This is a genomic window from Aquamicrobium segne, from assembly GCF_042656785.1.
Taxonomy (GTDB): Bacteria; Pseudomonadota; Alphaproteobacteria; order Rhizobiales; family Rhizobiaceae; genus Mesorhizobium; species Mesorhizobium segne.
In genome coordinates, this window is the sequence record NZ_JBHSLL010000025.1 from 148249 (window position 1) to 172221 (window position 23973).

A 23973-nucleotide genomic window follows, 5' to 3' on the forward strand; every position below is an offset into this window, starting at 1 on the left:
CCCTAAAGCGAGGCCAGTGCCTGCTTCTCCCGTCGGCGTTGTACCGAGGAAGGAATATGCAGCCCTTCGCGGTATTTTGCGACAGTGCGCCGGGCAATATCAATTCCGCTTTCCCTGAGCAGATCGACAATGGCGTCGTCAGAAAGAATTGCATCAGGCGCTTCCGCATCGATGAGGTCGCGGATGCGAACCCGGACCGCCTCGGAAGAATGCGCCTCTGCGCCTTTCAAGGAAGCAATCGCAGCAGTAAAAAAATACCGCATCTCGATCGTTCCGCGTGGCGTGGACATAAATTTGTTTGCGGTTGCGCGGCTGATGGTCGATTCGTGCATCCCAATCGCATCTGCCACCATGCGCAGATTCAGCGGGCGCAGATGCGCAATGCCATGTGTGAAAAATCCATCCTGCTGCTTGACGATTTCCGTGGCGACCTTGAGCACGGTTCTGGCGCGCTGATCGAGGCTGCGAACCAGCCAGTTTGCGCTTCGCATGCAATCTGCAAGGAATTCACGCTCGACCGGATCGCGATTCTTTTCCTGAACCTGTGAAAAATAGACATTGTCGATGAGAACCTTCGGCAATGCCTCGGGATTAAGCTCAATGAGCCAGCTTCCATCGCTGGCGGCGCGCACGATAATGTCTGGCACGACAGTATCGGCAATTGCCGCTGTAAACGCCGTTCCCGGCTGCGGATCGAGTTGCCGGATTTCATCAATCATGTCCAGAACATCCGCCGTAGACAGACCAGTCAGGCGTTTGAGTGCTTCAATATCGCGCCGGCCAATCAGTTCCAGATGGGCAAGCATCATCGCCATTGCCGGGTCGAGCCGATTGCGCTCTGCCAGTTGCAGGCTGAGGCATTCACTCAAGCTGCACGCAAAAATTCCGGTCGGCGTGAAATCCTGACAGCGTGCAAGCACATTTTGCACGCTGTCGCGCGAAGCGCCCAGCCGGGCGGCTATCTCGCCAATATCGCCGCGCATATAGCCCACCTCATCCAGCTCGTCGGCAAGTTCGGTTGCGATGATGCGTTCCGCAGACGACTTGAATGTCAGTGCAATCTGCGTCCGGACATGTTCGCGCAGCGTAAGTCTGGAGGCGACAAAATCGTCAAGGTCGAAATTTTCACCCGCCCCTGCACTGCCCGCCCCCTTTGATGAGGGCCATTGCCCGGTGAGCGTGGAATTATAGGGTTCAGCCCGGGCCGGTTCGTCAGGAAAAATATTGTCCATGGACGTGTCGAGGCGATCAACGAGAGCTTCAGCATCTGGCAGATTGCCACTTTCATACCAGGCTTCAGCCTGTGCGTCGAAAGCCGCCTTTTCCGGCTCGGCCACAAAGGCTTCCCCCTCACTGCCTTGCCATTCCAGCAGCGGATTTTTCTCGATCTCATCATCGATAAAACCCTGGATCTCGGCATGGGTCATCTGCAGCAGGCGGATTGACTGCATGAGTTGCGGTGTCAACACCAGCGACTGGGTCTGGCGTAACTGCAATTTGGCCGAGAGCGCCATATGTTTCCCGATGATCGTCAAGGCACGGATACCATCCTGGCTAAAATTTGTTCAGCTTGAGAAAATCGGCACGTATCTTGCTTGTCAAGCGCAAGACAGTTCGTGCCCGGCACATCTTCAGAATAAGAAAAGCCGCTGACGCGGCATTTTCCTTATGCATTTTCAACCGCCTCCCGCCCGGCAAGACTCACAAAACCTTGCCGATGCCAAAGCAGGCAACGATCCGCATCAACATTGGGAAGCATGATGTCGCAGATGTGACACAAAACGATGGTGTGGCTATAGCCATCATGCGTCGTCGCAATCCGGCAGTCGAAAGCGACACTTGCCCCGGCAAGCAAGGGCGCGCCGGTTTCCTGAAAACTCCAAAGCGCACCTTCAAATCGGTCCACACCCTTGGCGCGGGCAAAGTGATTGGCAAAGGCGGTGAGCGTGTCCGGCATGACCGAGACGCCGAGAAAGCCCTGACGCAGGATCGTGTCATGCGCCGTCGCCGTCTTGTTGATACACACGATAAGGGAGGGCGGATCAGCCGACAGGCTGCACACAGCCGTCGCCATCAGACCGCTGGGCACGCCATTCTCAATGGTGGTGATGGCCGTTACCGGACCTGCAAAGCGCTGCATGGCTTCACGGAAATCATCAGGACGGATCATGGGCGGTTCTCCCAATCAGACAGTGTCATGGTTTCAGGCTACATCATGGGTGATGAAGCGGGTGTTCATATAGCCATCGAGTGCTTCTGAACCGCCCTCATAGCCATAGCCGGAATCACGGATGCCGCCATAAGGGGTTTCAGGCAATCCAAGACCGACATGATTGATGGTCAGCATGCCTGCCTGCACACCCTGCACCAGGCGACGGGCATTGGAGGCGCTCGTCGTCCAGGCATAGGAGCCAAGGCCAAATGGAAGGCGGCCGCTCTCTTCAATGGCCTCATCAAGATCATCAAAGGATTTGACAAGTGCGACCGGGCCGAAAGGCTCTTCATTCATGGCGCGCATATCAGTGGTTATGCCGGTCAAAATGGTTGGCTCGAAGAAGAACCCGCTATTGCCAATGCGCTGGCCACCGGTGGCGATCCGGGCGCCTTTCGAGACAGCGTCTTCAATGAGGGACTCGATGGCGGCACGGCGGCGCTCGCCAATCAGCGGCCCCATCTGCGTTCCCTCAGCCAGCCCGTCACCCACCTTGAGCGCCTGGGTCTTTTTGATGAGGCTTTTAACAAACTGATCATGAACGCCTGCCTGTATGAGGAAGCGCGTCGGCGCAATGCAGACCTGTCCGGCATTGCGAAATTTTGCGGCAACCAGTGCTGTGGTGGCGGCATCGATATTGGCGTCATCCATGACAATTGCCGGCGCATGGCCACCCAGTTCCATCGTCACACGCTTCATGTGAAGACCGGCAAGCGACGCCAATTGCTTGCCCACAGGCACCGAACCGGTGAAGGAAACCTTGCGGATTGCCGGATGCGGAATGAGAAATTGAGAAATCTCTGCTGGCGTGCCAAAGACCAGATTGACGACACCGGCTGGAACACCGGCATCATGCAGGCACTGAAATAACTGTGCAGGTGCGGCAGGCGCTTCCTCAGGCCCCTTGATAATGATCGAACACCCTGCTGCCAGCGCAGGCCCGAGCTTGCGCACGATCTGGCTCATCGGGAAATTCCAGGGCGTAAAGCCAACCGCCGGACCAACCGGCTCCTTGATCCCATATTGCTGAACCGTGGTTGAGCGCGCAGGAATGAGGCGACCATAGGCACGGCGCCCCTCCTCAGCAAACCAGTCAAGAAGATCAGCACAGGAATTAACTTCCAGACGCGATTCCGCAAGCGGCTTGCCTTCGTCAGTGGTCAGGAGACGGGCAATGCTTTCAAGCCGGTCCCGCAGCAAGGCTGCGGCCCTGCGCATGATCTGGTAGCGCTCAAAAGCCGAAGTCGCGCTCCAGATATGAAAGCCTGAAACCACCGCCTCGACCGCTTTTTCCAGATCCGCATGGACGGCATGCGCAACCTTGCCGATTGCCTCGCCAGTGGCCGGATTGTAGACATCGAGCGTCTTTGCACCGGTCGCGTCGCACCAGTTGCCACCAATATACAGCCGGGTATCGGAATAACGCATAAAAATCTCCTTGAGGTCAGGGCAAACAGGCCCGCAACATGAGAAGCAATTGTCATGCCAGAATCTCATTTCATTGATTTATATAGATTTTTATGGGTTACAGCCGGAGGAATGGCGCTATTCTCACACCAATCTCAAGATTGAGACCGGCTTGAGAACTCTTCGTATCCTTGACTTGCAGGAATTTTACCGGAGTATCTAGGCCAAACATAAAAGGGAACATGAAAGATGCTGGCAACAGACGATCACTTCCGTCTGGTCGAGAAAGCCGTGCTGGGCGATTCCTGCAAATCTTCCCAGTGGCGCGTTGCATCCTGGGCGCGCTGCCTGCACGATTACAAGCTTGATCCCTCACGAGCCGAACTTGTCGATCTCACCTCGCGGGAGTTGCGCACAGAAGCAGAAGCCTTCGACGCCGATATCACACTTGCAACCAGCGAACTCGAAGCAACATTGATGATGATCGAGGGCGGCGGCTACAGTGCACATATCGCCAATCGCAACGGTGTGATCATCGCCGAGAGGAAGAGCAAGGATTCTGCTTTTTATTGCAGCACGGATCGGATCGGCGCAGTCTGGAGCGAGGAGGTCGGCGGCACCAACGGCATCGGAACCGCGCTCAAGAACCTCACTCCAACCTCGGTTTATCTTTCCGACCATTTCTATGCGGACCTGACCAGTCAGGCCTGTGCATCGGCTCCGTTTTTCGGCCCGCATGGCGACGTGCTGGGGGTTGTCAATCTCTCCACCTACAATCCAGGTGTGCCACAACTGGCCCACCGGGTTATTTTTGGCGTTGCGCAGATTACCGCCGATCGACTTGAAAGCATCTATTTTCGCAACACCTTCCGCAAGGAATATATGCTCACCGTCAATGTCGAGCAGCGTTCCCCCGCCATTTTTGCAATCGATCCGGATTTTCGCATCGTTGGCGCAACCCGCAACGCCCGCAGCCTGTTTGGAATTGATGAACCGGCAATGGGCGTGCGCTCGCTTTGGGCCGTTTTTGAAAAAATCAGGGGCAATCCCACTCTGGATTATTTGTGTGACAGTCTGCGCGAACTGCGCCCGCTGGGAAGCGGCAATGTTGTCGAGGTCAGTTTACGCCGCCCGATTTCCGTGCTGACATCCATGCCACCATCCCTATCAGCGGCCACCAGCAACAATCCTGTGAAAAGCGCCCGGCCAAAATTTGGCAAGAAGGTCACAACGCTTGCCGAATGCGCTGGCGACGACCCGCAAATGGGACAAAATATCGAGGTGCTGCAAAAAGTTTTCGGCAGCGGGCTTCATGTGCTTTTGCTGGGTGAAACAGGTGTCGGCAAGGACACGCTCACGCGCGCGCTTCACTATGAAAGCGAGCGGGCAGCCGGGCCATTCGTCGCGTTCAATTGCTCGGCCATACCCGAGACACTGATCGATAGCGAACTGTTTGGATATAGTGGCGGCGCCTTTACCGGCGCAAGCAAGGAAGGCAATGCCGGGCGCATCGTCGAGGCCGACAAGGGAACCCTGTTCCTTGACGAGATCGGTGATATGCCGCTCCAGTTGCAGACACGGCTTCTGCGCTTTCTGGAAACGCAGGAGGTAACGCCGCTCGGCTCGGGCAAGGTGCGCACCGTGGACGTTCAGGTGGTGGCTGCAACACATCAGGACCTGCATGCGCGGGTGGCTGCGGGAACGTTCAGGCAGGATTTGTTCTATCGTCTGGCAGGCGCGGTCGTTACCCTTTCATCCTTGAGGGAAAGGCAGGATCTTTCAACGATCATTGCCAATCTCATGACCCAGATCGACGATGGTGACAAAGTCACATTCTCCGAACGCGCCATGAAGGCACTGCTGTCTCATAGCTGGCCCGGCAATATCCGCGAACTGCGCAACGTGTTGACCAGAGCGGTAAAATTAGCAGACAATGGCGTGATAGAGCCAAAGGACCTCATGCTCACACCGGTGCGGATGCCGCCTCTGGTCTTGCCGCCGCAGCCTCCGCTTCAGGCCCAGTCTGCGCCTGCATCAGGGCCTGCACCAGCCCCTGAACGGCCTGTACCGGCTCCTGCACGAGCAGGAACCGGCATGCGCAAATCGGCCACAAACCAGGCTGAAAAAGAGGCGTTTCTTGCTGCGCTTGAAGCCTCAGGAGGCGACATAGCTGCCTGTATCAAGATGCTGGGGATCAGTCGGGCAACCTTCTATCGCAAGCTGAAGCAACACGGCCTGACGTCAGCCAGTCGTTAAAGCCTGTCTCTCGAACTTAAGAACCAGTTTCGAGATAAATACATACGTAAAAACAAAGACTTAAAGCATTTCTTATTTTTTCAGAAACGGATGAAATGCTCTAATATTTTGTTTTAACTGCATTTTTGTGGTAAAAATGATTACAGCGCTGCCTGAAGCGCAATCTCGATGAGAATTTCTTCCGCGGCAAGATTGGCTTCCACAGTCGCACGCGCAGGCAGGCTATCTTGCGGAATCCAGGCTTCCCAGGCTGCATTCATCGCTGCAAAATCACGCTGAATATCCTTCAGCCAGATCTGGGCAAAAAGAATTTTGGACTTGTCGCTTCCGGCAACAGCCAGAAGATGGTCGATACGCTCAAGCAATTGCTGCGTCTGTCCGGCAATATCCTGCGACCGGTCAACCGGCACCTGTCCGGTCATATATACAATTCCATTGTGCACCAGCACATGGCTCAATCGCTTGCCGTTCGGCTCAAAACGCTCAATCGTCATATCACATCTCCAGTTTACAGTTATTAGAGCATCGGACCAAAAAGTGGAATCGATTTTTGGATAATTCCGATGCTCATTCAAAGAGTTAGAGCGTCCTTTGTGCGTCCGACAGGACGCACGGCGCTCTAACGGGTTCCAACACGCATCCCCATGATGCGCGGCAGCTTTGAAATCGCCTGTGCGACAATCGGCTGGTGCAAGCCTGCATCCTCAGCATCCTCACAGCGAACAATTGCATTGCGCACCATCGTGCCGCCGATAAAACGAAAAGGCTCGATTGGAAAACGCAGGCGTTTGCGAAGACAGAATGGCGAGCTTGTCCATTGATCCTTCTGATCAAGGATCAGCGACGAGAGGCATTCACCCGCAATCACGGCTGCGTTCACACCATGCCCGGAATAGCCGGAGCCATAATGGATACGGCTGCCTGCCAATGTGCCAAAATAGGGGAGGCGATCTGCTGTCACCTCGATTGGATAGCCCCAACTGCTGACCACACCGCCCTGCATTCCAGGGAAGAAACGCCGCAGTCCCGTGGCAGCCCGCTCCACGCTTGCCCGGTCGCAACGCAGTTTTTCACAATTATGCGCGCTGCCCCGTTCCAGCGGACCCGACCCCGAACCCATCAGGATGCGCCCGTCTCTTGTCCGGCGAAAATAATGCGTAAACATGCGCAGATCGGCAAAACCGTGGGCAACATCATAGCCGATCCTGTCCAGATAGTCGGGATCGGCCCCGGACATGACCGGAAAACTTGAAAAAAGCGTGGTGGAGCGGGCAACCGGCGCCAGTCCCATCGTGCCCGTATAGGTGGCCAAAACGACATCCCGGGCCGTAAGCGCCCCATGCGCTGTTTCCAGCCGGTTCGGGTCCCCCTTGCGGATATGCCTGACAGGGGTGTTTTCAAAGATGGCAATACCGGCATCGAGCACAGCCTGACGAAGAGCATGAGCAAGCCGCGCCGGATGCACCGTCGCGCCCTCGCTGAAAAGCAGCCCTTCAAGGAAGCGAGGCGAATTGCAAAACCCTTCAAGTTCAGCCCGCGGCAAGTGCCTTAGGGTGTGTTCAACACCAAGTTGCCGGGCGACATTGAGAAAATCCCGGATTTTTGCAACCTGCGCTGGTGAGGTGGCAACGCGAAGATAACCCTCCTCGACCCACCAGACATCGCGTCCCGTTGCCGTTGCAAAGTTGCGCAGGCGCGTTTGGGCAAGTGTGCCCAGACGCGCAGCTTCAATACTCTTGTCAGGACCAAACAGCGGCAAGAGAGTTGGCAGCGCTCCCCAATAGCCATGCACATTGCCACCATTGCGCGAACTTGCACCATCACCGCAGCGATAGGCTTCCAAAATAGCAACACGCAGGTCGGGACGGTATTCCTTAAGGATGAGAGCCGTCCAAAGCCCTGTAAAACCGCCGCCAACAATGGCCACGTCAACATCAAGCACTCCGCTCAGGGCAGGCTGTGTGTCTGCCCCCAGAGTGGCACGCACGTCTTTTTGCCACCATGAAAATTCCTGCTCGATATCCGATCGAACTGCGGCCAACAGATCCATGGTCTGTCTCCCGATCAGGCAAATGCCTTATTGCCACGAATAAAGTCGGCCGCCCGCTCCCCCACCATGATGGCCGGCGCATTGAGATTGCCCGAAGGCACACGCGGCAGGATCGACGTGTCGGCGACACGCAAACCGTCAATGCCACGAACCCTTAATTGCGTATCGACCACGGCCATGTCGTCGCTCCCCATCTTGCAGGCGCCGGAAGGGTGGAGCGCGCCCTGCCCGGTTTCGCGGACAAACTGCATCCGTTCTGCTTTGGTCTTGAGCACGCTGCCGGGCCGGTATGGGTGAGAGACATATTTGGAAAGCGATTTCTGCTGCAAGATTTCCTGGCCGATACGAACGCCTTCGGCGAGGCATTCAACATCATATTCTTCCGCGCAATAGCGCGGGTCCACGATCGGAAAGACATTGGGATCGGTGCTGCGCAGCTTGACGAAGCCACGCGAACGGGGGCGCGACTGGTAGACATTCGTCGTGCAGCCATTGCCGCTGGGCGTCGAATCCGACCCTTCCTCAACGCCTGCTCCGGGCAGAAAATGATATTGCAGGGTGGGAAGCTTGTCGTCCTCAGTTCCATACCAGCACAAGCCACCCTCACAGACATTAGATGTCACCGGCCCGTTGCGAAACAGCGCATATTGAAGGCCAGCCAGAGCCTGCCAGCGCAGCTTCTTGTATTTGTCGTAGCTGTGAGCGCCGGTCAGTTCGTAAATCAGGAACATGTCGAAATGGTCCTGAAGGTTCTGGCCAACGCCGGGAAGATCGTGCTTCACATCGACCCCGACATCGCGAAGGTGATCGGCCGGGCCGATGCCCGAAAGCATGAGGAGATGCGGCGAGCCGATTGCACCTGAGCAGACAATCACTTCCTGTGCGGCCATGGCGCGCTTCACCTGCCCCTTGCGGACATATTCAATTCCCGTGGCACGGTTGTTTTCGATGAGTATGCGCAGCGCCTTTGTGCGGGTCTGGACAGTCAGGTTCTTGCGTTTGCGGGCAGGACGCAGATAGGCCGCCGCCGCACTGCAACGCAGGCCGTTCTTCATGGTGACCTGATAAAGGCCGACACCGGCCTGATCGCCAGAATTGAAATCGGGATTGTAATTGATGCCCAGTTCCTGGGCTGCCCGCACCCACGCCTTGGTCAGATAATGCGTGTGTCGCTGATCAGAAACGCTGAGCGGGCCATCGACCCCATGCACCTCACCAGAGAAGCGTTCATTGTTTTCCGCCTTTCGAAAATAGGGCAGCACATCCTTGTAGCCCCACCCCTGACAGCCATCGACTTCCCACTGGTCATAGTCCTGCGGAATGCCACGCATATAAACCATCGCATTGACGGAACTGCCGCCGCCCAGAACGCGGCCCTGCACGAATTCGGGCGTGATCCCGCCCTGATGGTGCTGGGGCTCCAGCCTGTAGCGGGTGAGCATGTTGCTTTGCGAGGTTTTATAATAGGTGACCGGCAGATGGATATACGGGCTCCAGTCACGGTCGCCCTGCTCCAGAAGCAGCACCTTGCTGTCCGGGTTCTCGCTGAGCCGTGACGCAATCGTGCACCCGGCAGACCCGCCACCGACAATAATGTAATCGTACATTTGAAATCCTTGTGCCCGATATTTCAATTGGCCAGAACAACGACGGAGGCCGGGTCCCAACTTAGGGAGACAGGGCTGCCAACGCTGAAGCGGATGCCCGCAGCATCATGATGTTCCTGGCATTTCAAGAGCGTTCCGCTCTGGTGGCGGACCTTGTAGACCACGCGGCTGCCGATAAAGACGACATCCTCGATGGTCCCGATCGCCTGATTGGCGTCGGCAGCCTCACCATTGGCGCTGGCGATGCGGATTGCTTCCGGGCGGATCGAAACATGGACAGGTGCGCCCTCATGCAGATTGCCGGTCGCAACTTTTGTTGCTCCAACGGGAAGGTTTACAACGGCACTGATGCTGTCAGCGCTCTGCACATGACCATCAAGCAGGTTCGTATCACCGAAGAATTTTGCGCAAAACAATGTCTTGGGAGCACTGTACATCTCGTCCGGTGTCCCGATCTGTTCGATTTCACCCTTATTTATCAGGACCACCCGGTCGGAAAGGATCATGGCCTCGTCCTGATCATGGGTGACATAGATAAAGGTCGTGCCCGTCTCGGTATGAATGCGCTTCAATTCCTCAAGCATATGGTGACGGATCTTGAGGTCGAGCGCCGCCAATGGCTCGTCGAGCAGCAGGACGGAAGGCTTGTTGACGAGCGCACGGGCAAGCGCAACACGCTGCGCCTGGCCGCCGCTGATCTCGCCGATCCAGCGGCTGGCGAAATCCTGAAGCTGCACAAGCTCCAGCATGCGCGTGACTTCTTCGCTTATCCGAGCTTTCGGCAGACCCTTCAAACGCAGCCCGAACGCCACATTGTCAAAGACGTCAAGATGCGGAAACAGCGCGTAACGCTGAAAGACCATATTCACCGGCCGCTTTTCCGGCGGAGCCTTGCCAACATCCTGGCCTGAAATGATCACATCACCCGAAGTGGCCTTTTCAAAACCGGCCACGATCCTCATCAGCGTGGACTTGCCGCAGCCGCTTGGGCCCAGAAGTGTGAGAATCTCACCCTGCCTGACATTGAGATTGATATTGGTCAGCGCCCTGAAATCTCCGAAGGATTTCGTGATATTGTTCAACTCGACAATATTCGTTGACATGGCGTCCCCCTATTCATTCATGTCACGGGCCGCAACAGCCCGTTTTCTCTGCAGCCACAGCGTGAAGCCACCCGCTGCCAGCACGGCAATGGACAAGGCCAGCGCAATAACGCTTGCGGCATTGATGGATGGATCGACCGTGCGCCGCATCATTGACCAGATGTAGAGCGGCAAGGTCGTGTCATTGCCGCTGACGAAAATGGTGACGATGAATTCATCGAAAGACAGCGCAAAGGCGAGAATGGCTGCACCAACAATCGTCGGCGCCAGGATCGGGATCGTCACCAGCCGGAAGGTCTGGAATTGCGATGCGCCAAGATCACGTGCAGCCTCTTCCAGCGACGGATCGAAATAGTTGATGCGCGAACGCATTGTCTCGACAAAGAAGGGCAATGTGCACAACACATGAGCAATGGTGATGGTGAGGAGCGAGCGCGGCAGGCCGATCTGCGCATAAAGCGTCACCAGCGCAATACCAATGAAAAGGCCGGGAAGGCCGATCGGAACAAAGTTAAGCCACTCAAAAATAGTCTTGTACTTTTGTTTCATCCGGATCAGCGCCAGAGCCGCCAGCGTGCCCAGAATGGTCGTGGCAATAGCTGCGAAAAAGCCGACCTTGAGGCTGTTCAGCAGCGAGGCTACGAACTCCGTCTTCGACAGCAATGTTGCGTACCAGCGCAGGCTCAACCCCTGAATTGGGAAGGTTAGTGCCGGAGTGTCGTGAAAACTGAACAGGATGATGATTGCGATCGGCGCAAACAGGAAGAACAGATAGGCATAAAGATAGGCACGGAGCATGACAGTCACCCGTGATAGCGCCGGCCCGGCGCAAGTTTGAGGATCCTGAGCGTCAGCGTGAAAATAATATAGACGCAGGCAAAAGCAGCCAGCAGTACGAAGGCCATGGACGAACCGAGGGGCCAGTTGCCGGCACTGCGAAACTGGTTGGCGATAAGCAGGCCGCTGGTCACGCCATCACGCCCCCCTAAAAGCTGCGGCGTGATGTAGTCACCGGCAGCAAGGATGAAGGTGAACATGAAGGAGCCGACAATCCCCTTATGGGCCATCGGCAGGATAACCTTCGTGAAGACATTAAACTGGGAGGCTCCAAGGTCACGTGCCGCATCCAGATAATCCTGTTTGACGTCACGCAAGGACGCGACCAGAATCAACAGGGAAAATGGCAGCATGATGTGAACGAGGGTAAGGACGGAGGCAAACGGACTGAACAGGATGACTTCAAGCGGTTCATTAATGATGCCGCTGCCCATCAGCAGGGAATTGATCACGCCATTGGTGCCAAGTATCGTGCGCCACGCATAGACGCGCACCAGATAGCTCGAAAACCAGGACAGCAGCACAAGATACATGATCAGATTGCTCCTGGTCCTGTAGGCAAGATAATAGGCAACCGGAAAGCTGAGCACCACCGATAGCGTGGCGGTGAAAAACCCGTTCTGCATACCGACCCAGGTTGCCCGCCAGAAACCGGCCGCCTCAAAAATCCTTATATAATTGCCCAGATTCCACACCGGTTCGATGACGAACGAACGGGCGGTAAAAAAACTCGTCACAAACAGAAGAATGACCGGAGCGATGAAGAAGATGAGCAGAAAGACAAACGGCAGGGCTGCAAGGCCGAATCCGGCCGGAAGCCTGATCCGGTCGGCACGCGGCGTAACCGTGATGTTCTTGTCTATACAATCAGTAACCGTTGCCATCAGCGCACATCCCCTCCCTGATATCGTCATCAAAACCTGATCTGGAGCCTTTCGTGTTTTATCGAAACAAGAAAGGCTCCATCTCATTGTTTAGCCGCATTTATGCAACGCCAGACGGTGCCGTCTGTGCTCGCAAAATGCTCTGTGGCCGACACAAAAATCACTTTGTATCGGCCACCTGCATCAAAAGCCTGCGCGGAAATCAGCCCAGACCTGAAGCCAGTCATCATAGGTTGCAAACTCATCCGAGGTGCGTGGTGGCTGACCATAGATCTTCATCGCCTTGAACTGCTCGTCGAAATTATCATAGTCGAACAGCGCCCTGGCCTCCGGATCCATCAAGGGCGGGGCCTTGCGGGAAACCGCTGCGGCAACGGCCGTCTTGGCGATGGATGCCTGAAGTTCAGGCTCCAGAGCCTGATTGATGAAGGCATGGGCCGTATCGATATTTTCTACGGTCGTGGGAATGAACCAGGCATCAGCCCAAACTGCGCCGCCTTCCTTGGGGTAGATGGAGACGGTCTCGACGTTCTGCTTGGCGGTTTCGAGCGGAACGGCGCTCCACACGCAGAAGCACGCGGCGATCTCGCCTGAGGCAAACAGCGAGATCACATCGCCATTGGAGGTGGCAAAAACCTTGGTCTGGTCCCGGTAGGGCTTGAGCTTTTCAAAACAGTCCGCCAGTTCATCCCGCGTCAGATTTGGAAATTGTTCTCCATATCCGGTCACTTTGGCGATTTGCGGCCATACGGTGAGCGGATTATCCAGAAAAGCGAGCTTTCCGGTCAGTTCAGGACGAAGCAGATCCTCATAACTCGTAACCTCAAAGTCGATCATTGCCGGGTTGACGACAATGGTGTCGAGGCCCCAGACCCACGGCATGGCCCAGGTCTTGCCGTCCCAGAACCACATATCGCCTTCATAAAAGGGAGGGTAAATATCCTCCTTGTTGTAATTGGGGATCTTGCTGATATCGAGTTCCGTCAAAACCCCTAATTCGTCATAAATGGCATTATAGCCATTGGAATATTCAGCCACATCGAGACGCACGGCATTACTGCCGACAATCTTTGCCGTCACGTCGTCCTGATTGCTCATGATGGCCGCGCGCATGGTGACATTGTTTGCCTTGCGCCATTCCGCGGTTTCCGGCTCCATCGTGTAGCCTTCCCAGGCCATCACTTCCAGATTGCCGCCCACCGCAGCCCGTGCGGATGGAACCCAGGCGCCAAGCGTCGCACCAGCGGCGACAGCAGCAGTACCCAGCATAAAATTGCGACGACCAAGCATCAGCTCATTGAAGAGATCGGCAGTGCGGGCCTGCTGGAGAGCAGGCGTCTTGCGGTCTTCAGACTTCATAATAAATCTCCCGGTTTCTAGATTGAAGTATCGTTTCCCATGCTGTTTCTTGTTTCCTGTCGCGCGCCTTCAAATCCCGCGCGACAGGTTTTTACATTTTGCTTATTCTGCGGCGGCAAGAGTGCCCACATGCTGGCGCAGTTTGGGCATGACATCGGTTGCCAGCAGTTCCATGGAGCGCTTGTGAAGAGCCGGGCGATCCCAGTCCTTCTGGGTCATCATCAAGGACCCGAACGGACCACCGACCTCATCGACAAAAGCGACAAGCTTGTCGAGAACGGTCTGCGGCGAGCCGGACATAACCATCCAGTCGAGGCAGTTGTCGATGGTGACATCCGTATCAGGCGTATGCATTGACGGCTTGAGAACGCCGATCAGCTTGAAAGCCTTCATGTCCTCGACAATATAGTCATAATACCAGCGATAGGATGTTCCTTCTTCAGCCAGATAGTCCTCTGCTTCCTGATCGCTGTCGGTAACCAGCAGCGAGCGCGCGATGCGCCACTTGTTGCGATCCGGTTGACGGCCGGCCTTCTCGCAACCAATGACATACTGGTTCCAATGGGTTTTCACGTTCGAGGCCGGTGTGAAATTCGTCGACACGATGCTCCAGCCATTCTCGCCAGCCTGACGGGCACTGCCCGAATTCGGGCTCATGACCGAGATGGCAAGCTCAGGAAACGGCTGCTGATAAGGCTTCAGCATCGGACCAAAACCGAGGCTGGGAATAAGCGTATCCTTGATGACGACATCCCAGTATTTGCCCTTGATGTTGTAGGGCGGGTCCTGCGACCAGATTTCGTGCATGATCCGGATCGATTCAGTGGTCATCTCGGCACGATTTTTCTCCTGCGTGCCGAACAACTCCATGTCAGTGACCAGGCCACCGGGCCCCACGCCCATAATATAGCGACCTTCAGACAGGTGGTCGAACTGAGCGATCTGGCCGGCAAGGCGCGCCGGGTGATGCTGCGGCAGGTTAAGCACGCCGGTGGCGAACTTGATCTGCTTCGTTGCATGGATCAGGGTGCCGAAGAATTGCAACGGGTCGGTGATCGGCTCAGACGAGCAACTGATATGCTCGCCAACCCAGACTTCAGCAAAGCCCAGACGGTCGGCGAGAATGACAGCTTCCCGGTCTTGTTTCAGAAGTTCGGTGAAGTTGCGTCGCTGATCATGCAGCGGCATCATAAATAGACCGAGGTCCATTGCAGTCTCCTCTTGAATGCAGATCGGCCTGTCCGATCCTCCCTGAACTGCAAAGCAATCTGCGTGCCAGTTTTCAAAATCATTTATTATCAATGACTTATTATATATCTCCCTGGAGTCTCACTTAACCCTTTTCGTCTCAAGGATGAGATTTACCGGTGAGAATGAGGATTGAGACACGAATCCTGAAGCATGATGAACGGGCCTTTACCCGTCTTTCAGGTGATTGCGTATGGCATGCAAATTGCTTCTGCACATGATGAGAAGCACCCGATCGAGAAAGATAAAACGTGAATAATTTTTCAGTATATGTGGAAAATGCCTTACCGCCGGAATCTCCATATTTCGTGACGGAGCAATCGGTGCTGGATGCTCTCGGCCCACTTGCTGGCGCAGCCAATGTCCACTGTCACGGCGCTGATGCTCCCGATCTCAAAGCTCTTGGTCAGGCCCGTTATTTTATTGGTTCCGGTTTTGATACGGCGCGTCTTGGGCAGCATGGGGCCTCGCTGAGGATCATTCACTGCACCAGCGCGGGTGTAGAAAAATACCTGCCGCTGAACTGGCTGCCGGAGCACGCCATATTGACCAACAGCAGCGGTGTGCACGCCCGCAAGGGCGGAGCCTTTGGCTTGATGACCGTGCTGATGCTTTGCGAAGGCGTGCCAAGGCATATTCACAACCAGCGCCGCCACCACTGGGACAACCGCCTGTCAACCGGCATCGAGACCAAAACAATCGTGTTTGTCGGGTTCGGAGCGCTGGGAAGCGCCATTGCAGAGCGGCTTCATCCATTGGGAGCCACCATTATCGCTGTTACACGCTCAGGGCAGACAACAGAGCTGGCCGATGAAACCTATGCCATCTCCGATCTCGACAAGGCGCTCAGGCTCGCCGATTGCCTGGTGGTCTGTTGTCCGCTTACTGCCTCGACAAGAGGGCTGATCGGAGCACGACACCTGTCTCTGCTCAAGCCCGGCACTTCCCTTTTCAATATCAGCCGGGGTCCTGTTGTCGACAATGAAGCTCTGGTTCAGGCATTGCATGAGGGCCAGTTGAGCGGTGCGGCACTGGATGTCTTTGATCAGGAACCACTACCGGCTGACAGCCCGCTTTGGGATGTTCCCAGGCTGATGATCTTTCCTCACATCTCATGCGACGATGCTGATGGCTATATTGATCGCTGCCTGTCGATCTTTGCTGACAATATAGGTCGCGATCTTCGGGGAGAGCCTTTGAGAAATGTCGTCGATGCGGATGCCGGATACTGATTGAAGGGGAAAAAGCGGGTAACAGGGCGCAGGAGCCGGGCCGTGCAGGGAGGCTAACCATGAAATATCATCAGATCGAGGCGTTTTATCAGGTCATGCTGACCGGCAGCATCTCCAAGGCCGCCAAAAATCTTGGCCGGACCCAGCCAGCAGTAAGCATGACCATTTCCACTCTGGAAGATCAGCTAAGCACTGTTTTGTTCGACAGACATGCAGGCAGGATCACACCACGTGCCGAGGCGGACGTTCTGTTTGGGCAGATCAACCCGCTCATGTCGCAGATCAATGATATCCGCAACCAGTTCGGTCAGCTTGCCCGTGTCGAAGTTCCACGCATTTCGATAATCTCTTCCAACAATGCCGGAAACCATCTTGTTCCCGCAGCCCTTGCAAAAATTGCTTCGCAAGGGCAGCAATTGCGACTGATGATTGCATCCTCGGACGCAATCATTTCGGAGATGGAAAATCAGCTTCACGACATTGCGCTGACCGATGAGGGCAGGATCGAAGTCCTGACCGGCTCCTCCCTGTTTGAGGCCGAGGTTTTTGAAATTCCTGTCTATGCCGTGTGCCCCAAGGGCCTGCTTGGCAATGCAGGTGAAGTCTCAATCAAAAGCCTTACCGGAATGGATATTTCGATCCTCTATGAGGAGAACAGGACAACCCATGAAATCCGTACGCAACTGCCCCCGCCCCGGGTGGAATTTTCCGCCTATTTCCCAATGGCCTGTTTTTCGGCGCTCCATGGGGGTGTTGCCGTGGTTGACAGCATCACCTGCTCGACAATGCAGGCCCTGACCTGCAACTCTCTTGCCGTCGATTATCATCCAATCACTGATGTGCGGCCCGCCCGATATTATCTGATCCGGTCGCGCTACAGGCAACGTTCAAAAGTTGCCGATCAATGCTATGAGGCGCTCAGCAAGGCGCTTCATTCCCATAAGCCAAATTGATACGGGTATAAGAAGTTCGATTTTGCCATCTGCCGCGGATTGCGCCAACATCACCATAACACACATAGCATTAGGGCAGCGGCCAAGCCCGCAAAGTGTTGCACAAGATCAGATTGGAATTGACAAAGTCCGGGTCTCTGGCTCGGGCAGGAGGCATATTGACATGCGCGTAACAAATATCCGTGCCTATCGCATTCCTACAGGCGGGGTTCGGCCTGTTCTCGTCGAGGTCATTACCGACGAAGGCGTTTCCGGCTGGGGCGAAGCTGCTGTAGCCTACGGTCTTGGCGCACGTGGCGCAGCCGGCATGATTGCCGACTATGCAGACAGGGTGGTGGGCGAAAATCCGCTCTATCCGCGCCATGTCTATCATGCAATCTACGATAATTCATTCTGGACGAAGGGCGGCGGTGCGATCGCCTTTGCAGCCGTCAGCGCGATCGATCAAGCCCTTTGGGATATCAAGGGCAAGGCGGCTGGTGTTCCGGTCTATGATTTCTTCGGTGCCACATTCAACAGCACCGCACCAGTTTACGCAAATGGCTGGAACTACCACTGCAATGATGCGACCGAATGGGCCAAGGCAGCCGAGCGCCCCCTCAAGGACGGCTACAGGATGCTGAAATGCTATCCGCTTGCAACACAGCAACCCGGCCGGACACTTACCCATGTCCAGCGCCGTTGCCTGTCTGCAGAAGAGTTTGCACGCGCCATCGACCGTATCCGGCAGCTCAAGGATGTTGTCGGCAATCAGGCCGAATTGCTTATCGACCTGTCAGGCGGCGTGAACAATGATCAACTCGTGCGTATTCTGGATGTTTGCGAGGAGTTGAAGGTTTCCTGGGTTGAAGAGCCTCTGGATTCATACAATCTGGCGGGCCTGCGCAAGCTTGCCGGGCGCTACAAGTTCCCGATTGCCGCTGGCGAGCGTGTCTACACCCGTAACGGGTTCAAAAACCTTCTGGATACCGGGGCAATTGATGTGGTCATGCCCGATGTCGGCAATTGTGGCGGCGTGTTCGAGTTTGTGCAGATTGCTGCAATGGCCGAAGCCTATAATGCGCGCATATCACCTCACAACTGCGCCTCGTCGCTGTGCACGGCAGCAACGCTTCAGGTATGGGCGGCTTGCGCCAATGCAATGGATCTTGAAATCTATCCCTACCTTCCCGAATCCCAGGGCTATGTGCAGGTACTCAAGAACCCGCCGGAAGATCGTATCAAAAATGGTTTCCTGGAGGTGGGAACCGATCCGGGCCTGGGCATAGAAGTGGATGCAGAGCGCCTGAAGCCATATTGCTGCTACGACTATCTTAAAGAGACGGCATAACAACGGATTGATCTATAGTTGCAATCTTGTGGCGCGGGAAAATGAAGACCCGCGTCCCGCTTGAACTCATTGCTGAAATTACCTTTGCTCATATAAGCCTTCCTGATCCTGCAGCATGGGTTCGTTGTGCAGGATAAGGAAATCCGTATCAGAGGCTCACGCAGGCTGCTGACAAAAGCTGCAACTCAAGGATTGAAAACCAATCCACCCGCAGTTCTCTCTTTTGTTCGGGAGTGGTACGCCCAAGGGGAATCGAACCCCTGTTTGCGCCGTGAGAGGGCGCCGTCCTGACCGCTAGACGATGGGCGCGAACCAAGGCTCGCCATATAGGCTGGCAAATCACAAAAAGCAACAGGAGCAATCGTGTTTACCGAAAGGTTTTAGAGCATTGTGCTTGCCTCAGATAAAGACATCTCTAAAGCCTGTCTCCCGAACTTAAGAACCAGTTTCGGGATAAAGACATGCGTAAAAATAAAGGCTTAAAGCGGGTTGCGTGAATCTGAAAGATTGCGACACGCTTTAGGCACAAAATGCTTTGGCAAACGATCAGCCTTGTCTGGCAACAGACTGTTGCTTGCGGATTTCAGTAGAGGAAAGCGCGGAACGCGGGCCATGAATAAAGGTCCAGGCTGGCGCTTTCATACGGGCAAGGCGTGAAGCATCCGCCTCGTCTATGCGCGCATAATCAAAAGTTTTGGCCGCAAGCGATGACAGGAAAGAAAGCGTCGCACCCGGCCGGTCAATGATGGCAACCGGAAAGGTCAGCATAATTTCACGCCAGCGCTCCCAATTATGAAAATCGCGCAGGCTGTCGGCCCCCATGATCCACACAAAATCAACACCGGGATTGCGTGCCCGGATCAGCGCAAGCGTATCAGCCGTATAACGCACCCGGTAGGCAGCCTCAAACGCTGTGACCTTGATCCGCGGATCTGGCGTGATGTCTTGCGAGTTCTGAATACGGACGCCAAGCGGTGCAAGTTCGCGCGTGTTTTTAAGCGGATTGCCCGGCGTCACCATCCACCAGATCTGATCGAGCGCCAAGCGGCGCAGAGCAATATCTGCAACCAGAACATGACCGGCATGGGGCGGATTGAACGAGCCGCCAAACAGCCCCACCTGCATCCCCTTTTCAACATGAGGCATACGCAAAAAAGCAGGCGAAACCGGCTGTTCAAACATGCTTTGCGCCTCCTTTCAAAACCGGATCAAGGATAAAGCCCGATTGCAAGGCTCAAGGCCGCATCTGCCCTGCCCCGTGCACCCGGTATTTGAAGGAAGTCAGTTGTTCAACGCCGACCGGTCCGCGTGCATGCATCTTGCCGGTGGCGATGCCGATCTCGGCCCCCATGCCAAATTCACCACCATCGGCAAACTGGGTCGAAGCATTGTGCAACAAAATTGCGGAATCAATCTCGTTGAAAAACATCTCAACGGCTGCGACATCCTCAGCCACAATGGCCTCGGTGTGATGCGAGGAATAGGTCTCGATATGCGCCACAGCCCCGGCCACCCCATCCACCAGCTTAACCGAAATAATGGCGTCAAGATATTCAGTGGCCCAGTCTTCCTCTGAGGCTGGTGCAGCATCATTAAAAATGCTGCGCACCTCGTCATCAGCCCGAATTGCGCAGCCCGCATCGCGCAAGGCTTCCAGAACCGGCACAAGATGGGTCTCGGCGACAGCCCGATCAACCAGCAAGGTCTCGGCAGCGCCACAAATCCCGGTACGGCGCATCTTGGCATTCACGGCCAGCTTTGCCGCCATGTCGAGATTGGCCGATTTATCGACATAAAGATGACAAATGCCTTCCAGATGGGCAAAGACAGGCACCCGCGCTTCTGTTTGCACGCGCTCAACCAGACTGCGGCCACCACGCGGAATAATCACATCAACATTGCCACCAAGCCCTTTGAGCATTTCACCAACGGCTGCGCGGTCACTGACCGGAACCAGTTGAATGGCGTCACGCGGCAGGCCTGCCGCCTCCAGCCCCTCCACCAGGCAGGCATGAATTGCGCGGGAGGAATTAAGTGAATCCGAGCCACCACGCAAAATTACCGCATTGCCTGCCTTGAGGCAAAGCGCACCGGCATCAGCGGTTACATTTGGCCGGCTTTCATAAATGACGCCGATAACGCCAAGCGGCGTGCGCACCCGCTCGATATGCAGCCCATTGGGGCGGTCCCATTCGGCGATCACATCGCCCACCGGATCGCGCAAATCGGCAATGGCACGGATACCATCGGCAATGGCACGGATGCGCTGCGTATCAAGTTTGAGCCGGTCAAGCATGGCCGCAGACAGGCCTGCCTCCTCGCCATTGACCATATCAAGCGCATTGGCGATCAGAATTTCCTGTTCGCGCCGGGTAATGGCAGAAGCCATGGCCACCAGCGCGGCATGTTTGCGCTCAGCACTGGCAACAGCCAGTGGCCTTGCAGCCTTGCGCGCTTTACCACCGATTTCGCTCATCAGCAAAACCGTATCCTGCCCGGTGTTTTTATTCTCATTCAGCATATCCGCAACTCCACCAGAGCCGGTTAAATTTCGATACCATTGCCATTCACCACCAGATCATCACGGTGGATCATGGCAGAACGGGCCTCATAGCCAAGCACGGCTTCGATCTCTGTCGTCTTCAGCCCTGCAATTCTTACGGCATCGGCAGCGTCATAAGCAACCAGACCACGCGCAATCTCGCGATTGCCGGGCGCCAGAATGGCTACCGTATCACCGCGTGAAAAATTGCCGGTCACTTGCCGCACACCGGCTGGCAGCAGCGATTTTCCCGATAGCAGTGCCTTGACTGCCCCCTCATCAACGCTCAACTGCCCCGCAGGCTCAAGCTGCCCGGCAATCCACGTCTTGTAACCCTTGACCGGATGTCTGCCGGGCAAAAACAAGGTGGCGCGCTCGCCGCGCTCAATGGCCAGCAAGGGCGACTGACGGGTGCCGTCCGTAATAATCATGGCTGCCCCCGCCCCCGTTGCAATTTTACCTGCATCAAGTTTGGTGCGCATCCCGCCCCGCGACAGTTCTGAAGCGGCTGCTCCTGCCATGGCTTCAATATCGGGGGTAATGCGTTCAACCACGGGAATGAATTTCGCCTTCGGGTCCTGTACCGGTGGCGCCGTATAAAGCCCGTCTATATCAGACAGCAGCACCAGAAGATCTGCGCCCATCATGGTCGCAACCCGCGCCGCCAGCCGGTCATTATCGCCATAGCGGATTTCAGATGTGGCAACCGTATCATTTTCATTGATGACCGGCACCGCCTTCATCTTGAGCAAGGTCGAGATGGTGGCGCGGGCGTTCAGATAGCGCCGCCGCTCCTCGGTATCGCCAAGGGTGAGCAAAATCTGCCCCGAAGTCAGTCTATGCTGCCCCAGAGCCTGCGCCCAGGCTCCGGCAAGCGCGATCTGGCCAACGGCGGCGGCAGCCTGACTTTCCTCCAGCTTCAAGGCCTTGCGCTCCAGCCCCAGCATGGTGCGACCAAGTGCAATCGCGCCTGACGAGACCACCAGAATTTCTGCGCCATTTGCCGCCAATGCGCCAATATCATCCGCCAGCGAGGCCAGCCAGTCGCGCTTCAATCCTGTCTTGCGGTCAACCAGCAAGGCTGAGCCGATCTTGACCGTGATGCGCCGATAGTTTTTCAGCGATAAAGCATTCATGCAATCAGAGCTTCCAGCGATCGTCAACATCATCATCTGTCGGTGCTTCCGCCTTGCGGGCTTCCTCAACCACAGCAATAAGCGCACGCAGCGTCGTTTCTACACCCTCACCGGTTGCCGCTGATAATAAAAGCGGTGTTTTGCCGGAGGCTTCCTTCAATTCGGCAAGCTTTGCCTTACGCTCATCTGCATCGACCGTATCAGCTTGCGCAAGGGCCAAAATCTCTGGCTTGCTGGCAAGGCCATTGCCATAGGCTTCCAACTCGCCGCGCACCGTTTTATAGGCTTCACCGGGATTTTCTTCCTGTGCTGAAACCAGATGCAAAAGCACGCGCGTGCGCTCCACATGGCCCAGAAAACGATCTCCGATCCCCACCCCCTCATGCGCGCCTTCAATCAGACCCGGAATATCGGCAATCACAAATTCACGCGCATCAATACGGGCGACCCCCAGCCCCGGATGCAGCGTGGTGAAGGGATAATCGGCAATCTTTGGCTTTGCTGCAGTAACCGTGGCCAGAAAAGTGGATTTGCCAGCATTGGGCAGCCCCACCAGCCCGGCATCAGCAATCAGCTTCAGCCGCAGCCAGATGCTTTTCTCCACGCCTTCCAGACCCGGATTGGCACGGCGCGGGGCCTGATTGGTCGAGGTCTTGAAATGCTGATTGCCAAAGCCGCCATTGCCACCTTTGGCAAGCAGGTAGCGCTGGCCGGATTCGGTCAGATCACAAATCAGCGTCTCATTGTCATCTTCAAAAATTTGCGTTCCGGCAGGCACACGCAGCACAACATCCGCCCCCTTTGCCCCGGTGCGATTGCGCCCCATGCCATGGATGCCTGTCTGCGCCCTGAAATGCTGCTGATAGCGATAGTCAATCAGCGTGTTGAGGCCATCCACCACCTCAACCCAGACATCGCCGCCACGGCCGCCATCGCCCCCGTCAGGGCCGCCAAATTCGATGAATTTTTCACGGCGAAACGAGACCGCGCCGGAGCCGCCAGCACCGGAGCGTATATGAACCTTGGCCTGATCAAGAAACTTCATCGAATTATGCTGCTTTTGCTGCTGTTGGCTTTATGAGAGCGTCTTCACTACCCCATGAGACGACAAAGCGCGAGGGCGCTCATACTTCAGACAGGTCGATCGTCACATTCATAGCTCAAACCCGCGCCCAAGAGCGCAGGCTGGACCATGTGCGCCGGTCGAGACGATAGCGCTCAACCGGTACTTTTCCAACCACCAGCGAATCCAGCACGCCCTGCCCTGCATATTGAAAACCGCATTTATGGATGACACGCCGCGAAGCCGGATTGATGATGCGGCAGGACGCATGAAGCGTGTTGATGTCACTTGCCCGGAAAGCAAGATCAACCAGCGCATGGGCAGCTTCTGTCGCATAGCCCTTGCCCCAGTGCGGTTCGCCAATCCAGTAGCCCAGTTCCAGCCCGCGCTCATTGCGGGTCAGACCCGCACAGCCCAAGAGCGCGCCATTGTCAGCCAGCGTCAACGCATAGGTTACACCGCTGCGCGCCATCACCTTGCTGTTGGCGATGAAAGCCCGTGCATCTGCCTGCCCATAAGGGTGCGGCACCTGACCAAGCATCTCGGCGATGCGGCGATTATTGGCCAGATCAACCAGATCATCGACATCCACCTCATGAGGCGGGCGCATCACCAGACGCTCGGTTACCAGAATCGGGCAATCGATTCTGTCATCACCATAATCTTTGATATTTTCCTTGGCAGCGACCATGAGCCGGTCCTCCAGAATGAAAAAGGGGAGATGACAACCCATCTCCCCTGATCCTTTTCTGGC

General features: G+C 55.8%; 20 protein-coding genes and 1 tRNA gene. 4 read left to right on the forward strand and 17 right to left on the reverse strand.

Annotation, left to right across the window (positions count from 1 at the left end):
• Positions 1-2: 2 nt before the first annotated feature.
• From rpoN to ACFPLB_RS09390, 3 genes are all read right to left on the reverse strand, one after another.
• The gene (rpoN, locus tag ACFPLB_RS09380) at positions 3-1514 is read right to left on the reverse strand and encodes an RNA polymerase factor sigma-54 (protein ID WP_378229085.1); all 1512 of its coding nucleotides are present in this window, start codon (positions 1512-1514) and stop codon (positions 3-5) included.
• Positions 1515-1666: 152 nt separating this feature from the next.
• Complete coding sequence (locus ACFPLB_RS09385) at positions 1667-2170, reverse strand: flavin reductase family protein (RefSeq protein ID WP_378229086.1); 504 nt, start codon at positions 2168-2170, stop codon at positions 1667-1669.
• A 33-nt stretch (positions 2171-2203) separates the two neighbouring features.
• On the reverse strand, positions 2204-3640 hold the full coding sequence (locus ACFPLB_RS09390) for an NAD-dependent succinate-semialdehyde dehydrogenase (protein WP_378229087.1): 1437 nt from the start codon (positions 3638-3640) through the stop codon (positions 2204-2206).
• A 228-nt stretch (positions 3641-3868) separates the two neighbouring features.
• Between ACFPLB_RS09390 and ACFPLB_RS09395 the strand changes: the two genes are divergently transcribed.
• A complete protein-coding gene (locus ACFPLB_RS09395; protein ID WP_378229088.1) occupies positions 3869-5875 on the forward strand; it encodes a sigma-54-dependent Fis family transcriptional regulator in 2007 nt (668 codons plus the stop codon).
• A gap of 140 nt (positions 5876-6015) precedes the next feature.
• On the opposite strand, the gene ACFPLB_RS09400 is transcribed toward ACFPLB_RS09395, so the two are convergent.
• The 8 genes from ACFPLB_RS09400 to ACFPLB_RS09435 form a co-directional block, all read right to left on the reverse strand.
• The gene (locus tag ACFPLB_RS09400; RefSeq protein WP_378229089.1) at positions 6016-6369 is read right to left on the reverse strand and encodes a RidA family protein; all 354 of its coding nucleotides are present in this window, start codon (positions 6367-6369) and stop codon (positions 6016-6018) included.
• Positions 6370-6494: 125 nt separating this feature from the next.
• Complete coding sequence (locus ACFPLB_RS09405; protein WP_378229090.1) at positions 6495-7925, reverse strand: NAD(P)/FAD-dependent oxidoreductase; 1431 nt, start codon at positions 7923-7925, stop codon at positions 6495-6497.
• A gap of 14 nt (positions 7926-7939) precedes the next feature.
• A complete protein-coding gene (locus ACFPLB_RS09410; protein WP_378229091.1) occupies positions 7940-9532 on the reverse strand; it encodes a GMC family oxidoreductase in 1593 nt (530 codons plus the stop codon).
• A 23-nt stretch (positions 9533-9555) separates the two neighbouring features.
• Positions 9556-10635, reverse strand: a complete 1080-nt coding sequence (locus ACFPLB_RS09415; protein WP_378229092.1) for an ABC transporter ATP-binding protein — start codon at positions 10633-10635, stop codon at positions 9556-9558.
• Between the two features lie 9 nt (positions 10636-10644).
• A complete protein-coding gene (locus tag ACFPLB_RS09420; RefSeq protein ID WP_378229093.1) occupies positions 10645-11433 on the reverse strand; it encodes an ABC transporter permease in 789 nt (262 codons plus the stop codon).
• Between the two features lie 5 nt (positions 11434-11438).
• A complete protein-coding gene (locus tag ACFPLB_RS09425; protein WP_378229094.1) occupies positions 11439-12356 on the reverse strand; it encodes an ABC transporter permease in 918 nt (305 codons plus the stop codon).
• A 183-nt stretch (positions 12357-12539) separates the two neighbouring features.
• Positions 12540-13715, reverse strand: a complete 1176-nt coding sequence (locus tag ACFPLB_RS09430; RefSeq protein WP_378229095.1) for an ABC transporter substrate-binding protein — start codon at positions 13713-13715, stop codon at positions 12540-12542.
• A gap of 102 nt (positions 13716-13817) precedes the next feature.
• The gene (locus ACFPLB_RS09435) at positions 13818-14924 is read right to left on the reverse strand and encodes an LLM class flavin-dependent oxidoreductase (protein ID WP_378229096.1); all 1107 of its coding nucleotides are present in this window, start codon (positions 14922-14924) and stop codon (positions 13818-13820) included.
• Positions 14925-15271: 347 nt separating this feature from the next.
• Between ACFPLB_RS09435 and ACFPLB_RS09440 the strand changes: the two genes are divergently transcribed.
• The 3 genes from ACFPLB_RS09440 to ACFPLB_RS09450 all read left to right on the forward strand — a co-directional run bounded on the left by ACFPLB_RS09440 (position 15272) and on the right by ACFPLB_RS09450 (position 18478).
• Positions 15272-16195: a D-2-hydroxyacid dehydrogenase gene (locus ACFPLB_RS09440; RefSeq protein ID WP_378229097.1), complete on the forward strand. Its 924-nt coding sequence runs from the start codon at positions 15272-15274 to the stop codon at positions 16193-16195.
• A gap of 59 nt (positions 16196-16254) precedes the next feature.
• Positions 16255-17148 carry a LysR family transcriptional regulator gene (locus ACFPLB_RS09445; RefSeq protein ID WP_378229098.1) on the forward strand — a complete coding sequence of 298 codons (894 nt, stop codon included), beginning with the start codon at positions 16255-16257 and terminating at the stop codon, positions 17146-17148.
• 163 nt (positions 17149-17311) lie between these two features.
• The gene (locus ACFPLB_RS09450; protein WP_378229099.1) at positions 17312-18478 is read left to right on the forward strand and encodes a mandelate racemase/muconate lactonizing enzyme family protein; all 1167 of its coding nucleotides are present in this window, start codon (positions 17312-17314) and stop codon (positions 18476-18478) included.
• 234 nt (positions 18479-18712) lie between these two features.
• Here the strand turns inward: ACFPLB_RS09450 and ACFPLB_RS09455 are convergent.
• The 6 genes from ACFPLB_RS09455 to ACFPLB_RS09480 form a co-directional block, all read right to left on the reverse strand.
• A tRNA-Glu gene (locus ACFPLB_RS09455) sits at positions 18713-18787 on the reverse strand.
• A 237-nt stretch (positions 18788-19024) separates the two neighbouring features.
• Positions 19025-19624 carry a nicotinate-nucleotide adenylyltransferase gene (locus ACFPLB_RS09460; RefSeq protein WP_378229219.1) on the reverse strand — a complete coding sequence of 200 codons (600 nt, stop codon included), beginning with the start codon at positions 19622-19624 and terminating at the stop codon, positions 19025-19027.
• An 88-nt stretch (positions 19625-19712) separates the two neighbouring features.
• Positions 19713-20999: a glutamate-5-semialdehyde dehydrogenase gene (locus ACFPLB_RS09465; RefSeq protein WP_378229100.1), complete on the reverse strand. Its 1287-nt coding sequence runs from the start codon at positions 20997-20999 to the stop codon at positions 19713-19715.
• A gap of 23 nt (positions 21000-21022) precedes the next feature.
• On the reverse strand, positions 21023-22156 hold the full coding sequence (gene proB, locus ACFPLB_RS09470) for a glutamate 5-kinase (protein WP_378229101.1): 1134 nt from the start codon (positions 22154-22156) through the stop codon (positions 21023-21025).
• 4 nt (positions 22157-22160) lie between these two features.
• Positions 22161-23201 (reverse strand): GTPase ObgE, encoded by a 1041-nt coding sequence (gene obgE, locus ACFPLB_RS09475; RefSeq protein ID WP_378229102.1) that lies wholly within the window; start codon positions 23199-23201, stop codon positions 22161-22163.
• Between the two features lie 115 nt (positions 23202-23316).
• Positions 23317-23910 (reverse strand): GNAT family N-acetyltransferase, encoded by a 594-nt coding sequence (locus ACFPLB_RS09480; RefSeq protein ID WP_378229220.1) that lies wholly within the window; start codon positions 23908-23910, stop codon positions 23317-23319.
• Positions 23911-23973 lie beyond the last annotated feature (63 nt).

What these genes read in the sequence shown, in the direction of transcription:
- rpoN (WP_378229085.1), bottom strand. Translation starts at nt 1,514, where the DNA reads ATGGCGCTCTCGGCCAAATTGCAGTTACGCCAGACCCAGTCGCTGGTG.
- ACFPLB_RS09385 (WP_378229086.1), bottom strand. Translation starts at nt 2,170, where the DNA reads ATGATCCGTCCTGATGATTTCCGTGAAGCCATGCAGCGCTTTGCAGGT.
- ACFPLB_RS09390 (WP_378229087.1), bottom strand. Translation starts at nt 3,640, where the DNA reads ATGCGTTATTCCGATACCCGGCTGTATATTGGTGGCAACTGGTGCGAC.
- ACFPLB_RS09395 (WP_378229088.1), top strand. Translation starts at nt 3,869, where the DNA reads ATGCTGGCAACAGACGATCACTTCCGTCTGGTCGAGAAAGCCGTGCTG.
- ACFPLB_RS09400 (WP_378229089.1), bottom strand. Translation starts at nt 6,369, where the DNA reads ATGACGATTGAGCGTTTTGAGCCGAACGGCAAGCGATTGAGCCATGTG.
- ACFPLB_RS09405 (WP_378229090.1), bottom strand. Translation starts at nt 7,925, where the DNA reads ATGGATCTGTTGGCCGCAGTTCGATCGGATATCGAGCAGGAATTTTCA.
- ACFPLB_RS09410 (WP_378229091.1), bottom strand. Translation starts at nt 9,532, where the DNA reads ATGTACGATTACATTATTGTCGGTGGCGGGTCTGCCGGGTGCACGATT.
- ACFPLB_RS09415 (WP_378229092.1), bottom strand. Translation starts at nt 10,635, where the DNA reads ATGTCAACGAATATTGTCGAGTTGAACAATATCACGAAATCCTTCGGA.
- ACFPLB_RS09420 (WP_378229093.1), bottom strand. Translation starts at nt 11,433, where the DNA reads ATGCTCCGTGCCTATCTTTATGCCTATCTGTTCTTCCTGTTTGCGCCG.
- ACFPLB_RS09425 (WP_378229094.1), bottom strand. Translation starts at nt 12,356, where the DNA reads ATGGCAACGGTTACTGATTGTATAGACAAGAACATCACGGTTACGCCG.
- ACFPLB_RS09430 (WP_378229095.1), bottom strand. Translation starts at nt 13,715, where the DNA reads ATGAAGTCTGAAGACCGCAAGACGCCTGCTCTCCAGCAGGCCCGCACT.
- ACFPLB_RS09435 (WP_378229096.1), bottom strand. Translation starts at nt 14,924, where the DNA reads ATGGACCTCGGTCTATTTATGATGCCGCTGCATGATCAGCGACGCAAC.
- ACFPLB_RS09445 (WP_378229098.1), top strand. Translation starts at nt 16,255, where the DNA reads ATGAAATATCATCAGATCGAGGCGTTTTATCAGGTCATGCTGACCGGC.
- ACFPLB_RS09450 (WP_378229099.1), top strand. Translation starts at nt 17,312, where the DNA reads ATGCGCGTAACAAATATCCGTGCCTATCGCATTCCTACAGGCGGGGTT.
- ACFPLB_RS09460 (WP_378229219.1), bottom strand. Translation starts at nt 19,624, where the DNA reads ATGCCTCATGTTGAAAAGGGGATGCAGGTGGGGCTGTTTGGCGGCTCG.
- ACFPLB_RS09465 (WP_378229100.1), bottom strand. Translation starts at nt 20,999, where the DNA reads ATGCTGAATGAGAATAAAAACACCGGGCAGGATACGGTTTTGCTGATG.
- proB (WP_378229101.1), bottom strand. Translation starts at nt 22,156, where the DNA reads ATGAATGCTTTATCGCTGAAAAACTATCGGCGCATCACGGTCAAGATC.
- obgE (WP_378229102.1), bottom strand. Translation starts at nt 23,201, where the DNA reads ATGAAGTTTCTTGATCAGGCCAAGGTTCATATACGCTCCGGTGCTGGC.
- ACFPLB_RS09480 (WP_378229220.1), bottom strand. Translation starts at nt 23,910, where the DNA reads ATGGTCGCTGCCAAGGAAAATATCAAAGATTATGGTGATGACAGAATC.